Origin of the sequence: Micromonospora sp. C28SCA-DRY-2, from assembly GCF_030519475.1 — a bacterium.
In the GTDB taxonomy this organism is placed as follows: Bacteria; Actinomycetota; Actinomycetes; order Mycobacteriales; family Micromonosporaceae; genus Micromonospora.
In genome coordinates, this window is record NZ_JAUMKD010000004.1 from 384,633 (window position 1) to 398,806 (window position 14,174).

The 14,174-nt window shown below is 76.6% G+C and carries 13 protein-coding genes and 1 riboswitch; of the genes, 5 read left to right on the top strand and 8 right to left on the bottom strand.

Annotated features, from left to right (window positions below; translation table 11 throughout):
• Positions 1-56: 56 nt before the first annotated feature.
• The 3 genes from Q3W71_RS19390 to Q3W71_RS19400 form a co-directional block, all read right to left on the bottom strand.
• Complete coding sequence (locus Q3W71_RS19390) at positions 57-302, bottom strand: hypothetical protein (RefSeq protein ID WP_302920761.1); 246 nt, start codon at positions 300-302, stop codon at positions 57-59.
• A gap of 88 nt (positions 303-390) precedes the next feature.
• On the bottom strand, positions 391-1,317 hold the full coding sequence (locus Q3W71_RS19395) for a GNAT family N-acetyltransferase (RefSeq protein ID WP_302920762.1): 927 nt from the start codon (positions 1,315-1,317) through the stop codon (positions 391-393).
• Between the two features lie 101 nt (positions 1,318-1,418).
• Positions 1,419-4,064: a S8 family serine peptidase gene (locus Q3W71_RS19400; RefSeq protein ID WP_302920763.1), complete on the bottom strand. Its 2,646-nt coding sequence runs from the start codon at positions 4,062-4,064 to the stop codon at positions 1,419-1,421.
• 79 nt (positions 4,065-4,143) lie between these two features.
• Between Q3W71_RS19400 and Q3W71_RS19405 the strand changes: the two genes are divergently transcribed.
• The gene (locus Q3W71_RS19405) at positions 4,144-5,961 is read left to right on the top strand and encodes a glycerol-3-phosphate dehydrogenase/oxidase (protein WP_302921018.1); all 1,818 of its coding nucleotides are present in this window, start codon (positions 4,144-4,146) and stop codon (positions 5,959-5,961) included.
• Positions 5,962-6,045: 84 nt separating this feature from the next.
• Positions 6,046-6,573, top strand: coding sequence for a hypothetical protein (locus Q3W71_RS19410; protein ID WP_302920764.1), 528 nt, complete (start codon positions 6,046-6,048; stop codon positions 6,571-6,573).
• A 58-nt stretch (positions 6,574-6,631) separates the two neighbouring features.
• Here Q3W71_RS19410 and Q3W71_RS19415 read toward each other — a convergent pair whose 3' ends face one another.
• On the bottom strand, positions 6,632-8,032 hold the full coding sequence (locus Q3W71_RS19415; RefSeq protein ID WP_302920765.1) for an FAD-binding oxidoreductase: 1,401 nt from the start codon (positions 8,030-8,032) through the stop codon (positions 6,632-6,634).
• Positions 8,033-8,098: 66 nt separating this feature from the next.
• Here Q3W71_RS19415 and Q3W71_RS19420 point away from each other — a divergent pair, with 66 nt between their 5' ends.
• Entirely contained in the window at positions 8,099-8,410 is a 312-nt protein-coding gene (locus Q3W71_RS19420; protein WP_302920766.1) for a DUF4031 domain-containing protein, read from the top strand.
• On the opposite strand, the gene Q3W71_RS19425 is transcribed toward Q3W71_RS19420, so the two are convergent.
• The gene (locus Q3W71_RS19425) at positions 8,355-9,017 is read right to left on the bottom strand and encodes a metal-dependent phosphohydrolase (protein ID WP_302920768.1); all 663 of its coding nucleotides are present in this window, start codon (positions 9,015-9,017) and stop codon (positions 8,355-8,357) included. The genes Q3W71_RS19420 and Q3W71_RS19425 overlap by 56 nt on opposite strands.
• 46 nt (positions 9,018-9,063) lie before the next feature.
• Here Q3W71_RS19425 and Q3W71_RS19430 point away from each other — a divergent pair, with 46 nt between their 5' ends.
• Entirely contained in the window at positions 9,064-10,347 is a 1,284-nt protein-coding gene (locus Q3W71_RS19430) for an aromatic acid exporter family protein (RefSeq protein ID WP_302920769.1), read from the top strand.
• 55 nt (positions 10,348-10,402) lie between these two features.
• On the opposite strand, the gene Q3W71_RS19435 is transcribed toward Q3W71_RS19430, so the two are convergent.
• Positions 10,403-11,662 carry an aminotransferase class V-fold PLP-dependent enzyme gene (locus Q3W71_RS19435; protein WP_302920770.1) on the bottom strand — a complete coding sequence of 420 codons (1,260 nt, stop codon included), beginning with the start codon at positions 11,660-11,662 and terminating at the stop codon, positions 10,403-10,405.
• Between the two features lie 45 nt (positions 11,663-11,707).
• A riboswitch (SAM riboswitch) is annotated at positions 11,708-11,829 on the bottom strand.
• Between the two features lie 23 nt (positions 11,830-11,852).
• Between Q3W71_RS19435 and Q3W71_RS19440 the strand changes: the two genes are divergently transcribed.
• A complete protein-coding gene (locus Q3W71_RS19440) occupies positions 11,853-13,340 on the top strand; it encodes a PrsW family intramembrane metalloprotease (protein ID WP_302920771.1) in 1,488 nt (495 codons plus the stop codon).
• A gap of 58 nt (positions 13,341-13,398) precedes the next feature.
• Here Q3W71_RS19440 and Q3W71_RS19445 read toward each other — a convergent pair whose 3' ends face one another.
• The gene (locus Q3W71_RS19445; protein WP_302920772.1) at positions 13,399-13,566 is read right to left on the bottom strand and encodes a hypothetical protein; all 168 of its coding nucleotides are present in this window, start codon (positions 13,564-13,566) and stop codon (positions 13,399-13,401) included.
• 191 nt (positions 13,567-13,757) lie between these two features.
• Entirely contained in the window at positions 13,758-14,096 is a 339-nt protein-coding gene (locus Q3W71_RS19450) for a co-chaperone GroES (RefSeq protein WP_302920773.1), read from the bottom strand.
• Positions 14,097-14,174: the final 78 nt, after the last annotated feature.

Consider the following 14,174-nt stretch of genomic DNA (forward strand, 5'->3'; position numbering starts at 1 on the left):
TCCAGTTCCGACCGGAAACGGGGCGGGCCGCTGACGCGGTCCGCCCCGTTTCGTCGTCAGGTGGGCAACGGGCGCTGGTTACGCCGCTTCTGTGCCCGGTCGTACGGCGGCCGGACCTGGATCGGCGCGTCGACCATCTCCAGCGGCTCCTCCACCTCGGCCGGCTCGGTGCCGGCCATCTCGGCCAGTTGTTCGGCGTCGCCGTAGTCGAGCCGGTCGAACGGCAGTTGCCCGGGGAGTTCGCCGACCGGGGTCCAGGTGACGGGCTGGACGTCGTCGGTATGTTCGTCGTCCGTGGTCATGGCTGCCTCCTCTACCGAAACGGTAGGAGGCGGCGGTCGGCGCTGCGGGTGAACGGCGTTATCGGGATCTATGTCCGGTTCGCCTCGGTCAGGGCTGGATCGTCCGGCGGTACAGGAAGAAGACCCGCTCGATCCGGGCGCCCGCGCTGCCGGAGTAGAACGGCACCGGCCCGACCCAGCCGATCTGTGCCGCCGCCAGCCCGGCCGCGTGCTGGTCGCGCAGGCAGCGGCGCAGCAGCACCCCGCCGATGCCGGAGCCCTCGGCCGCCGGGGCGGTGCCCATCGGCCCGAACCAGCTCGGCCGGCTCGACCCGTACGCGGCGAAGCCGAGCACCTCGCCGTCCCGCTCCGCCAGGTGGCAGCCCGCCCCGTCCCGGCCGACCGAGCCGAGCAGCTCGGCGTCCCAGGCCCCGCCGAAGGTGGACCGGGCGAACGCGGTCAGCGCCGGCAGGTCGGCCGGCTCGGCCCGGCGTACGGTGACGCCCTGCCCGGCCAGCCGCCGCTCGGCGTCCTCCGTGGACCGCAGCGCGGGCGACCCCTCGTACGACAGGTCGGCGGTCATGTTCCAGGCCGTCCGGTCCTGCCGGTAGCCGAGCGCCAGCGCGGCGCAGACCGCCGGGGTGTACCGGACGTCGATGCCGGGCCAGGCGTAGTAGGGCGGGTTCCCGGCCAGCAGCACCTCGGCCGCGCCCAGCGCGGCGAGCCTGCGCTCGGCGTGCCCGAGCAGCGCCCGCCCGACGCCCCGGCGCCGCGCGCCCGGGTCGACCGCCACCAGGTCCACGTGCCCGAGCCGCTGGTCGGCGGTGCCGACCGAGCAGATCAGCGCACCCACCAGCTCCCCGCCCCGGTACGCGCCCAGCGCGACCACCGGCCGGTCCGCGCCGGCCCGGGTCCAGAGGGCGGCCACGATCTCGGCGGCCTCGGCCGCGTCCTCCGGCAGGTCCAGCGCCCGACGGCACAGCTCCACCACGGCCGGCGTCCGGTCGGCGCTCAGCTCGACGATCTCCGCGTCCATGGTGGCCGACCCTAGATCACCGGGTACCGGGGTGCGCAAGGGCCGCACGGGAACCGCCGGCGGCCCGGAGCCCGGCGCGGCCGGGTCCGCCCGGCGGCGGCTCAGGAGCGGGCGGCCCGGACGGCGGCGTACGCGTCGACCAGACCGGCGCCGGTGACGTTTCGGTCGCCCCCGCAGGAGTCGGCCGGATCGCCGGAGCGGTAGCTGGCGAGCGCCGGGGTGGCGGTGTCCCGCAGGATCTGCCGGGTCCGGGCCAGGTCGCCGACCAGCGCCGGGTTCGCCGACCACATCAGCGCCACCACGCCGGCCACCTGGGGGGTGGCCATCGAGGTGCCGTCGAGCCGGGCGTACCCGCCACCGGGCATCGCGGAGACCACCTCGGCGCCCGGCGCCACCAGGTCCGGCTTGGCCGCGCCACCCGGCGCCGGCCCGCGGGAGGAGAAGCTGGTGACCCGGCGCTGCCGGTCCACCGCCCCCACGGTAAGCACGTCCGGGTAGGGCGCGGGCGGGTCGTCGATCGACCCGCAGTACGGCCCGGTGTTGCCGGCCGCGGCCACCACCAGGATGCCGGCGGCGTCCAGCGCGGCGGTGGCCGGGCGGAGCACCCGGGGGTCGCAGCCCTCGACCGACGGGCAGCCCCACGAGTTGGTGAGGATGTCCGGCGCGCGGGCCGGCCGGCCGTCGGTGAACGGGTCCCCGCCGGGCGGGAAGGGCGCCAGCATGAACTGGAGGCAGTCCAGGTAGTACGCCGGATTGCCGAGGTTGCGGTCCAGGTTGACGCAGCCCACCCACTGCGCGCCGGGGGCCACCCCGACGCCGCCCCGGCCCACCGCGCTGCCCACCGTGTGGGTGCCGTGCCCGCCCCGGTCGGCCGGCGCGCGGCTGCCGTTCCACGGGTCGTACCAGGAGTCGTCGCCGCCCCGGAAGCCGCCGGCCAGCGCCGGGTGCCCGCCGTCCACGCCGGAGTCGGAGCTGCCCACCACGACGCCGGAGCCGTCCACCCCGAGCTGGGACCAGACCCGGTCCGCGCCGATCAGCCGGATGTTCCACTCCGGGCCGGTCGGGGCGGCGACGGTGCCGCGGCTGGTCCCGGCCGGCGCCGGCAACGGTCGCAGCCGCTGGCTGACCAGCACCCGGTCCACCTCCGGCCGGCCGGCGAGCCAGGCCCGCACCGCCGGCCCGCCGGCCACCTCGACCGCGTTGACCAGGTAGTAGGAGGTGTACGGCAGGCGCAGCCGGCCGAGGTCGCGGCGCAGCTCGGCCTGGCTGCGATCGGCGGTGGCCACCAGCCGCCGGTAGACCTCGGCCGCGCGGGCGTTCCGGCCGGCCCGCCCCGGCGTGCCGGCCGGCAGCCCGGTCAGGTCGGCCTGCTCGCGCAGCACCACCAGCAGCCGCTCGCCGTGCAGGCCGGGCTGGCCCGGGCCGGCGGCCACCACCCCGGCCGCGACCAGCACGGTCGCGGCGGTCACCGCGGCCACCCGGCGGCTCGGCGTGCGGCCGTGCGGCCGGGCCAGCAGCACCCCGTACGCGACGGCCAGCAGGGCCGCGACGGCGAGCCCCGCGCCGGCGGCGGCCGCCACCCAGAACGGCACGTCGCGGGTGTTGGTGAGGACCAGGGTGATCTCTTCGGGATCGGTGAAGGCCAGCGGGCCGAACACGGCGAGCCCGACCAGCCAGCCGGTCGGGGTGCGGTCGGCAGCTTGGCCGGCGCCGGGGCGGCGGGCCGCCGCCTGGAGGGCGGCCAGCGCGAAGCCGGCCGGCGGGAGGGTCAGCAGCAACGGCAACTGCGCCCCGGACTGGCCCACCCCGGCGGCCAGCAGCAGCAGTGCCACCCCGGCGACCAGCCCGCCGACCAGCACCAGCCGGGCCGGCCGGGGCGGCTCGCCGACCGCGAACGGGGCCCAGAAGCCGGCGTCCAGCAGCGCCCCGGCCAGCGCGCCCAGCGCGGCCGCCGCGAGCGCGGCGAGTCCGGTCTCCAGCGGCCCGCCGAGCGCGCCCAACCAGACCCAGGGCAGCAGCAGCACCAGCCCGCCGGCCACGCCGAACAGGGTGAGACCGCCCGGCCGGCGGCCCCGGCCGGCCCACGCCGGCTGCCCGCCGGTGCCCGCCCTTCCCGGTCCCGCCGTTCCCGGTCCCGCCGTTCCCGGTCCCGCCGGGTCCAGGCCGCCCGGCCCCGCCGCCGGGTCCGGGCCCTCGCCGGGGCCGGCCGCCGCCGGGTGCGCCGCGGTCGGGGCGCCGCCGGTCGGGGTCGGGCCGGCCGGCGCCGGAACGCCCGGGCCCGTCGGAGGCGGGCCGGTCACCGCGCGCCGGCGGGCCAGCCGGGCCAGGACGGCGGCGGCCAGCGCGGCGGTGCCGGCCAGCGCCGCCAGGTACGCCTCGTGGTGCACCGGCGGGATGGCGCGGAGCAGCCCGAGCGCGGCGAGCACCAGCACCCCGGCCAGCCAGGCGCGACCGGTGGCCCGGACCGCCGCCGAGCGGGGCAGCAGGGCCAGCAGCAGCGCGGGCGTGCCGACCAGCAGGACGGCCGGCAGGCCGAGCACCGGCCAGAGCCAGACCAGCCGGTCCAGCCCGCTGGCCAGCAGCACCTGGTCGGTCAGCCACCCGCCGGCCTGGGTGAGCACCGCGCAACCGACGATCCAGCCGCCGGCCAGCGCGGCCGCCACCACCGCCCACGGGCTGGGCCGGGGCGGCACCGGCGGGGGCTGCGGCACGTACGGACCGGTGGGCGACGGGGGACCGACCTGCATCCCCAGACAGTACGGCCCGAGCGCCGCCTGCCGGCGGAGTGCCCGGGACGGTTACGGTGGACGGGTGCGCGACCCGAACGTGTCCCGATCAGTCGCCGGTCAGCTCTCCCCGGAGCGCCGCGCCGACGACCTGCGCCGGCTCCGGGCCGAGCGGTTCGACGTGCTGGTCATCGGGGGTGGGGTGACCGGTGCCGGTGCCGCCCTGGACGCCGCCTCGCGCGGGCTGAAGGTGGCCCTGGTGGAGGCGCGCGACTACGCCGCCGGCACCTCCAGCCGCTCCAGCAAGCTCATCCACGGTGGCCTGCGTTACCTGGAGCAGTTGGAGTTCCACCTGGTCCACGAGGCGCTCACCGAGCGCGGCCTGCTCGCCACCCGGTTGGCGCCGCACCTGGTCCGGCCGGTCCCGTTCCTCGTCCCGCTCCCGGCCGGCCGGGGCGTCCGCGACCTGCCGGGGCGGCTCTTCCGCCGCTCCTACTACGGCGCCGGGGTGGCCACCTACGACGCCTTCGCCGGCGTCTTCGGCGGCGGCCGGGGCATGCCGCTGCACCGCCACCTGACCCGCGAGGGCGCCCGCCGGGTCTTCCCCAGCCTGAAGGCCGAGGGGCTGGCCGGCGCGATCCGCTACTACGACGGGCAGGTCGACGACGCCCGGCTGGTGGTCACCCTGGCCCGCACCGCGGCCAGCCTGGGGGCGACCGTGGTGAGCAGCGCCCGGGCCGTCGGGTTGATCCGGCAGGCCCGCGAGGTGACCGGGGTCCGGGTCCGCGACCTGGAGGCGCCGGCCGGTTCGCCGGGCGCCGAGTTCGAGGTGCAGGCGCGCACCGTCATCGCCGCCACCGGGGTGTGGAGCGACGACATGTCCCGGATGCTCAACGACGTCGGGCTGCGCCCCGGCATCCGGGTCCGCGCCTCGAAGGGCGTGCACCTGGTGGTGCCCCGCTCCGCGATCACCGGCGAGACCGGGCTGATCCTGCGGACCGCGACCAGCGTGCTCTTCGTCATCCCGTGGGGCGGGCACTGGATCATCGGCACCACGGACACCGACTGGCGACTCGACCGGTCCCACCCGGCCGCCTCCGCCCGTGACATCGACTACCTGCTCCAGCAGGTCAACACCGTGCTGGACCGGCCGCTCACCCGGGACGACATCGAGGGCGTCTACGCCGGGCTGCGGCCGCTGCTGGCCGGCGAGGCCGACTCCACCTCCAAGCTCTCCCGCGAGCACGCGGTCTTCGAGCCGATGCTCGGGCTGCTGCTGGTCGCCGGGGGCAAGTACACGACGTACCGGGTGATGGCCTCGGACGTGGTCGACCGGGCCGCCCGCCGGCTCGGCGGCGTACGCCCGTCGCGCACCGCCGACCTGCCGCTGCTCGGGGCGGACGGCTACGCCGCGATGTGGCGGGACCGGGCCGACCTGGCCCGCCGGCACGGCGTCCCGGTGGGGGTGGTCGAACACCTGCTGGAGCGGTACGGCACCCTCAGCCTCGACCTGCTCGCGCTGGTCGACGCCGACCCGCTGCTCGCCTCCCCGCTGGCCGGCGCACCGGAGTACCTGGCGGCCGAGGTGACCTACGCGGCCCGGGCCGAGGGGGCGCTGCACCTGGAGGACGTGCTCACCCGCCGGACCCGGATCTCCTTCGAGACCAGCCACCGTGGACTGGAGTCGGCCGAGCACGCCGCCGAACTGATGGGCGCGGTGCTCGGCTGGGACGCGGCGACCCGGGCCCGCGAGGTGGAGAACTACCGGGCCCGGGTGGCGGCCGAACGGCAGTCGCAGCAGATGCCGGACGACGTCGCGGCCGACGCGGCCCGGCTGGGCGCGCCCGACGTCCGCGGCTTCGCCCGGGACCGGGGTTCCGACGGCGACACGGCCGATGTCCCCTCCTCGTCACGGTAACCTAACCGGCCGGTAACGTTACGCAACGATCTCGGTCCGCTCGACGGGTTCCGACGCTACCTACGGTGGGGTAGGTTGCGGCGCGTGGTTTCCGCATTCCGGTCCCGTTTGGTGCTGTTCTCCGCCGCCCTGTTGGCCGTCAACCTCGCCGGCTGCACAAGCACCGGCAACGCCGACGACGAACCGACACCGCGACCGGCCACGTCGGCGTCGGTGCAGCCCGGACTGGGCGGCGCGGCGACCATTGGGAAGGGCCAGGTCAGCCTGTTGCAGAAGCTCGGCTCCAGCGGCCCGCTGCGCACGCTCAACGTGTCGCCGGACGGCCGGTGGGAGTGCGTCGACTGCGCCGGCGACGGGGTGACCTCGTCGGGCACGCTCGGTGCCGAGCAGGTGCAGCGGCTCCAGGTGCTGCTGGACGACCCGCGGCTGCCGCAGGAGACCGACCAGGCCCGGCAGTACCGGGTGACCTGCATCGACGCGCTCACCTCCAGCCTGCTCACCTCGGTCGGCATGATCACCACCCAGGACTGTCCGGGCGAGGAGCAGCCGCTGGTGGCGTACGAGATCCTGCTGCTGCTCACCCAGGCCACCCCCGCCGAGCCCACGGCCTGACGCGGGCGCCGCCCGACGGCGGCCCGGTCCGCCGGACCGGGGCGCCGACGGCGCCGGCTCAGAGCACCTTGCCGGGGTTCAGCAGTCCGGTCGGGTCCAGCGCGGCCTTGACCGCCTGGTGCACCCGGACCCCGACCGGGCCGATCTCGCGGGCCAGCCAGTCCCGCTTGAGCAGGCCCACCCCGTGCTCGCCGGTGCAGGTGCCGCCCAGTTCCAGGCCGAGTCGCATGATCTCGTCGAAGGCGCGCCGGCCGCGGGCCAGGCTCGCCGGGTCGGCCCGGTCGACCACGATGTTCGGGTGCATGTTGCCGTCCCCGGCGTGCCCGACCACGCCGATCGGCACCTCGCACTCGGCAGCGATCCGGGCCACCCCGTCGAGCAGCGCGGCCAGCGCGCCGCGGGGCACCGCCACGTCGTCGATGACCAGTCCGCCGTTGCCGCCGGGGAAGGTGTCGGCGGCGAACTTCTCCATCGCCGGGTGCGCCAGCCGGCGGGCCTGCAACAGCGCCGCCGCCTCGACCGCGTCGGTGGCCGCGTACACCTCGTCGGCGCCGGCCGCCGTGCAGACCTCGGCCAGCGCGGCCAGGTCGTCGGCGGCCCGGGAGCCGGTGTCGGCGGCGGCCAGCAGCAGCGCCTGGGCGTCGGTGCGCAGCCCCATCGGCCGGTACGCCTCGATCGCCCGCAGGTGGGTCCGGTCGAGCAGTTCCAGCAGGCTGGGGGAGAGGCCCCGGGCGGCGATCCCGGCCACCGCGTCGCCGGCCGCCGCGGTGGACGGGAAGACCGCGACGAGGGTGAGCGACTCCGCCGGGGCGGGGCGCAGCGCCACGGTGACCTCGGTGATGATCCCGAGCGTGCCCTCCGAGCCGACGAAGAGCCGGGTGAGGTCGTACCCGGCGACCCCCTTGGCGGTCCGTCGCCCGGTGCGCAGCACCTCGCCGGAGGCGAGCACCACCTCCAGGCCGAGCACGTACTCGGTGGTGACGCCGTACTTGACGCAGCACATGCCGCCGGCGTTGGTGGCGACGTTGCCGCCGATCGTGGAGGACTCCCAGGAGCCCGGGTCGGGCGGGTACCACAGCCCCTGCTTGGCCACCGCGGCGGCGAGGGTCGCGTTGACCACCCCGGGCTGGACCACGGCGATCCGGCTGACCGGGTCGATCTCCAGGATGGCGTCCATCGCGACGGTGCTCAGCACCACCGCGCCGGCCACCGCGTTCGCCGCGCCCGCCAGCCCGGTCCGCGCCCCCTGCGGCACCACCGGTACGCCGTGCCGGGCCGCCGCCCGGACCACCGCGGCCACCTCAGCGGTGTCGCGTGGCCGGGTCACCACCAGCGGGGTGCCGGCGGCGCAGAGATCCGCCTCGTCCCGCTCGTGCATCCGGAGCAGGTCCGGGTCGGTGAGCACCGCGTCGTCGCCGAGCGCGGCCCGCAGGTCGTCGAGCAGGGGGGATCCGGCCATGCGGGGAAGGCTACGGTCGCCGTCGGGCGATCATCAACCGCCCCGGGTCGGGCTAGATTTGCCGCCATGCTCTATCTGGACCAGCCCGGCTGGCCGTGGCGGGGGCGGCTATGGTCGCACCTGATCAGCGACGTCTCCCTGGCCGAGCTGCACGCCTTCGCCGAGATGCTGGGCGTGCCGCGCCGCGGCTTCGACCGGGACCACTACGACATCCCGGCCGAACGGTTCCCGGCGGCGGTCTGGCTGGGCGCCCGGGTGGTGCCGAGCCGGGAGCTGGTCCGGCTGCTCCGTTCGGCCGGCCTGCGCCGGCCGAAGCACCTGGTCAGGTCGGCTCCCGATCGGGCGCCGGCCCGGTCAGCGCGGCCAGCTCGCGGGTGAGGTTGGCCCGGGCGACGGCCTCCCAGCGCCGGGCCAGCGGGGGCAGCCGGAACAGCGCCGGCAGGGCCAGCAGGCCGGCCAGCACCCGGGCCCGTCCGGCCCGGAACGCCGGCTCCGGCACGTGCCCGTACTCCCGGCGGACGGCGGCGGCGTACCGGTCGTACGCTGGCCTCGGCGCGGCCAGCACGGCCAGGTCGGCGTCGCAGAGCAGGGCCCCGTCGGCGTCGGCCGGGTCCACCGCGTGCCCGGCGGTGAGCAGCACCAGCCGGCGGACCTCGGCCACCGCGGCGGCCGGCACCCCGAGCCCGGTGAGCAGGGTCCCGGCCAGCGCGGCGCTGTCCCGTTCGTTGGCGTCCCCGGCCGCCCGGGGGTCGTAGACCGCGTCGTGGCACCAGGCGGCCAGCCGGACCAGGTCCGGCCGGCGGGCCAGCGGCGCGTACGCGTCCACCACGTCCAGCACCGCGGTCAGGTGCCGTGGCGTGTGGTAGTGCCGGTGCGGCTCCCGCCAGCGGGCCAGCAGCTCCTCCCCGGCCGTGGTCAGGGCCGCCCCGTCGGGCGCCCCGGCCTCCCGGGCCGCCCGCCGCCACCGGTCGATCAGTTCCACCACCCGGACGAGTCTGCCGCAGATCGCCGAAGGCGAGGATTCACCCGCGGTGGTGCGGGTAGTCCCGGCCATGCCGCTGTCCCGGTACCGCACCCGCTCGCTGCTGCGCCGGGTCGTGCTGCACCGGAGGAGAGAGGAACCCGACTTCCCGCGGGTCGAGGAGGCCACCCGGGAGCTGCGGCAGCGCAGCAAGGCCACCCTGCACGACCGGCTGCACCGGGTGCGCCTGGCGATGGGGCTGGCGTTGCAGGCCGGGGTGGCCGCCGGACTGTCCTGGCTGGCGGCGCACGAGCTGCTCGGCAACCCGCAGCCGGTCTTCGCGCCGATCTCCGCGGTGGGCACGCTCGCCGTCTCGGTGGGGCAGCGGTTCCGCCGGACCGTGGAGCTGATCATCGGGGTGGCGATCGGCGTCTTCCTCGGCGACGTCCTGATCTACTTCGTCGGCACCGGACCGTGGCAGCTCGGACTGGTGGTCACGCTGGCCGTCATCCTGACCGTCTTCGCCGGCGCGAGCGTGGGGATCGTCATCCAGGCCGCCGCCACCGCCGTGCTGATCGTCACCCTGACCCCGTCCACCGAGAACCTGGAGATCCCCCGGTTCGTGGACGCCTTCGTCGGCGGCGGCATCGCCCTGCTGGTGACCGCGGTCCTGCTCCCGCTCAACCCGCTACGGGTGATCAACCGCGCCGCCCGACCGGCGCTGGACCTGCTGGCAGACCAGTTGGACGCGGCGGCCCAGGGGCTGCGCGAACGGGACCGGGACGCGGTCCAGCGGGCACTGGAGCGGCTGCGCGACAACAAGGAGGAGTTGGCCACCTTCACCGAGGCGATCGAGGGCGCGCGGGAGACCGTGACCCTGTCGCCGGCCCGCTGGCACCGGCGCGACGAGCTCACCCACTACGCCGAGGCGGCCGACCCGATCGACCGGGCGATGCGCAACAGCGGCACGCTGATCCGCCGGGCGGTCACCCTGATCGAGGACGAGGAGCCGGTGCCGGAGCCGATGCCGGACGCGATCGCCCACCTCGCCGAGTCGGTCCGGCTGCTCAAGCACGAGTTCGCCGTCGGCGAGGAGCCGCAGCAGGCCCGGGAACGCTCGCTGCGCGCGGTCAGCGAGGCCGGCCGGGCGTACGCCCAGGGCGTCGGCTTCTCCGGCAGCGTGGTGGTCGCCCAGGTGCGTACCACCGCCAGCGACCTGATGGTGGCCTCCGGGATCAGCCAGGAGGACGCGAACCGGCTGGTCCGGCAGTCCTTCGGCGACCTGGAGCGGCCCCGCGGCGAGAGCGCGCCGGAGACCGCCCCGAAACCGCCGACCGCCCCGCCGGTGGGCTGACCCGCCCGGCCCCGCACGCCGTCCGCCGCGACCGGCGCCCGCCACCGCGGCCCGGTCAGCCGAGGGCGGCCAGCGCGGCGAGCAGCGTCTCCACCTGCTCGGCGGTGCTGCCCAGGCCGATGCTGGCCCGCAGCGCGGTCGGAGGCAGGTCGCGCCGGCCGCTGCGGTTCGCCGCCTCGGTGAGCAGCCGGCGGGCCAGCGGGTGGGCGCAGAACAGCCCGTCCCGGACGCCGATGCGGTGCTCGCGGGCCAACTCCGCCGCCACCGCCGACGAGTCCCGGCCGGCCACCACGAACGACACGATGCCCACCCGCGGCGCGTCCGGCCCGAAGGTGCGCAGCTCCACCACGTGCGGCAGCGCCGCGATGCCGTCCCGGAGCCGGGCCAGCAGCTCCTGCTCCTGGTCGTGCAGCGCGGCCCGGTCGGCGCCGTCGAGCGCCGCGCAGACCGCCGCCAGGGCCACCGCGCCGAGCAGGTTCGGGGTGCCCCCCTCGTGCCGGGCCGGGCCGGTCGCCCACCGGACGTCGTGGGTGGCCGCTCCGACGTGGCTGGTCGCGCCCCCGCCGGCCAGGTACGGCGGTGCGGCGTCCAGCCAGTCGCCCCGGCCGATCAGCGCGCCGGCGCCGAACGGCGCGTACAGCTTGTGCCCGGAGACGGCGAGGTAGTCCACGTCGAGGGCGAGCAGGTCGACCGGGGCGTGCGGGGCGAGCTGCGCGACGTCCACGGCGATCCGGGCGTGGTGCCGGCGGGCCACCCGGGCCAGCTCGGCCACCGGCCAGCGTTCCCCGGTCACGTTGCTCGCCCCGGTCACCGCGACCAGCACCGGCACCCCCGGGCTGCCGTCGCGGCGCAGCTCGGCGAGCGCGGCGTCCAGCGCGCGTACCGCCTCGCCCGGGGAGGCGGGCACCGGCAGCCGGACCGAGCCGCGCGGCCAGGGCAGCAGGTTGGCGTGGTGCTCGCCGGCGAAGGTGACCACCGTGGTGCCGGCCGGCAGTGCCCGGGCCAGCAGGTTCAGCGCGTCGGTGGTGTTGCGGGTGAAGACCACGTGGTCGTCGGCGCGGGCGCCGAAGAAGTCGCCGACGGTCTGCCGGGCCCGCTCGTAGGCGAGCGTGCAGCGCCGCGACAGCGCTCCGGCGCCGCGGTGCACGCTGGCGTACCACGGAAGCAGCTCGGCCACCGCGTCGGCCGCGGCCCGCGCGCACGGCGCGGTGGCCGCGTAGTCCAGGTTGATCTCGCCGGGCACGCCGAGCACGTCGAGCCCGGCCGGGGGCGCGGTGGGGGTGCGGTGCGACGGGGGTACGAGGGTGACGGTCATGGCACGACCTCCGGGTCCAGGGACCCCGGGGCGGGCGCAGGGCGGGGTCCGCGCTTGCCCGGCGCGCGGATCGGGCCGGGCCCGGTCATCACCCGGGGCACCCCACCGCGAACCTCGACGAGGGTTGCCGGCCAGCAAGCCGGGGCTTGACGCTGGCGCTCGTGACCTGTCCGCAGCATAGCGGCCGCCGATGCGCCCGGAACAGCGGGCCGGGGGTGACTACGCTGACCGCATGGCCGACACCCCGCCCGGCGGACCCCCACCGCCGTCGCCCACCGCGCCCGCCGTCGCCGTCGCGCCCGGCGGCGCCCCCGCGATGCCGGCCCGTCGGCTGGGCTGGCGACGGGTTCTCGTGCTGATCGCGGTGTTCCTGCTGATCGCCGCCTGTGCGATCTACATGGTGTCCGAGTTGAACGACGAGCTCGGCGTCGAGGCGCTGCTGATCGGCGTGGCCGCGGCGATCCTGCCGGTCCCGGTGCTGGTCGCCTGCTTCCTCTGGCTCGACCGGTACGAACCGGAACCGCTGAAGTACCTGGTCTTCTGTTTCGCCTGGGGAGCGTTCGTCTCCACCGCCGCCTCGCTGGAGGTCAACGGGTTCGCCGCCGGCGTGTTCGCCGAGATGGGCCTGCCGACCGCGCTCACCGCGGTGCTCGTCGCGCCGTTCATCGAGGAGTTGACCAAGGCGCTCGGGCCGATCCTGCTGCTGGTGTTCCGGCGCCGGGAGTGGTCCGGGATCACCGACGGCCTGGTCTACTGCGGGCTCTCGGCGGTCGGTTTCGCCATGGTGGAGAACATCCTCTACCTGGGCGGCTACGGCTACGCGTCGGGCGTGGACCGGTACGGCCCGGCGACCGGCGCGCAGCAGGTGATCGCGATCTTCATCGTCCGGATCCTGCTCTTCGGCTTCGCCCACCCGCTGTTCACCTCGATGACCGGGGTCGGCCTGGGCATCGCCGCACGGACGGCAGACCGGCGGGTCCGCTTCCTCGCCCCGGTCGCCGGCCTGCTGCTGGCGATGATGCTGCACGGCACCTGGAACCTGCTGCCGACCCTCACCCAGGCCACCGGGCAGGCGCTGATCATGCTGTACGGCTTCATCGGCGTGATGGTGCCGATCTTCTTCGGCATGGTCGGGCTGGCGGTGTGGCTGCGCGCCTGGGAGGGGCGGCTCACCGAGCGCACCCTGCCCGACTACGTCCGGGCCGGCTGGCTCACCCCGCCCGAGGTGGCCGCGCTGAGCAGCCTCGGGCGCCGGCACGCGGCCCGGGTGTGGGCCCGCCGGGTGGGCGGCGACGCCGGGGTGAAGGCGATGCGCGGCTACCAGTTCGCGGCGACCCGGTTGGCGCTGCTGCGCGACGGCGCGCTGCGCGGCCTGGACCGCCGGCCGGCGGACAGGGAACGGACAGCGCGGGAGGAACGGGAGCTGCTGGACGCGATCACCGCGTACCGGTCGTTCTTCGTGGGGAGGGATCCACAGGCGCCGGCCGGGGTCTGGGACGGGCGTCGCTACCACCTGCGCTTCCCGGACGGTTCCCAGCGGCCGGTGGAGGCGCCGGACGAGCCGGTGGTGCCGATCCCGGTGGTGCTGGCCCCGCCGCCACCGCCGCCGGTCTTCCCGGCCGGCTACGGCTGGCCCGGCCCGCGCCCGGCCGCGCCCTGGCCGCCCGGGCATCCCTGACGCCGGGGCCCCGCCCGGCGCCCGCCCCGGCGCGGCACCGTGGCGGCGCCCGGGCCGGTCAGGTCATCAGGCTGGTGAGGAAGTCGCCGAAGCCCTGGAACATGGCCATCAGCCCGGCCCCGATCGACTTGAACATCTCCGCCGCGCCCTCCGGCCGGAACGCCATGAAGTAGATCAGGAACGCGACGAAGCCCCAGAGCAACACCTTCTTCACCAGTTCCGGCATCGTCCCTCCCCAGGGCCGGTGGTGCGGCTGGCTTCCCGGCGGGGAGCGGTGCAAACGAGGCCGGCCACGCCAGCGGCCGGCCCCGGCCGATGTCGGCCGGGGCGGCGCACCGGGCGGGCTCGGTGCGGGACCGGGGCCGCGGCCGCGTCAGGCGGGGTGGCGGACCGGGTGGCGGGTGGTCGTGGGGCGGATCAGAGGTAGAGACCGGTGGAGTCGTTCTCCACCCGCTCGGCGGCGACGGCGTGCACGTCGCGCTCGCGCAGCAGCACGTAGCCGCGGCCGTGCAGTTCGACCTCGGAGCGGTCGTCGGGGTCGAAGAGCACCCGGTCACCGGAGACGATGGAGCGGACGTTCGGCCCCACCCCGACCGCGGTCGCCCAGGCCAGGCGCTTGCCCACGGCGGCCGTCGCCGGGATCACGATGCCGGCGGTGGAGCGGCGCTCGCCCTCGCCGCCCTCCATGCGCACCAGCACCCGGTCGTGCAGCAGCCGGATCGGCAGGCCGGAGTCGAGATTCTTGTCGGCGGTCACGCCGCAGACGCTACCGTGTCCGGGTCGGCCGGCGGCCCGGTGGTTAGGCCGCCCGGCACCGGGGCACTGGGTGGCGGA

Coding starts and splice junctions, on each gene's coding strand:
- Q3W71_RS19415 (WP_302920765.1), bottom strand. CDS start 8,032: ATGGCCGGATCCCCCCTGCTCGACGACCTGCGGGCCGCGCTCGGCGAC.
- Q3W71_RS19420 (WP_302920766.1), top strand. CDS start 8,099: ATGCTCTATCTGGACCAGCCCGGCTGGCCGTGGCGGGGGCGGCTATGG.
- Q3W71_RS19400 (WP_302920763.1), bottom strand. CDS start 4,064: ATGCAGGTCGGTCCCCCGTCGCCCACCGGTCCGTACGTGCCGCAGCCC.
- Q3W71_RS19440 (WP_302920771.1), top strand. CDS start 11,853: ATGCGCCCGGAACAGCGGGCCGGGGGTGACTACGCTGACCGCATGGCC.
- Q3W71_RS19445 (WP_302920772.1), bottom strand. CDS start 13,566: ATGCCGGAACTGGTGAAGAAGGTGTTGCTCTGGGGCTTCGTCGCGTTC.
- Q3W71_RS19435 (WP_302920770.1), bottom strand. CDS start 11,662: ATGACCGTCACCCTCGTACCCCCGTCGCACCGCACCCCCACCGCGCCC.
- Q3W71_RS19395 (WP_302920762.1), bottom strand. CDS start 1,317: ATGGACGCGGAGATCGTCGAGCTGAGCGCCGACCGGACGCCGGCCGTG.
- Q3W71_RS19390 (WP_302920761.1), bottom strand. CDS start 302: ATGACCACGGACGACGAACATACCGACGACGTCCAGCCCGTCACCTGG.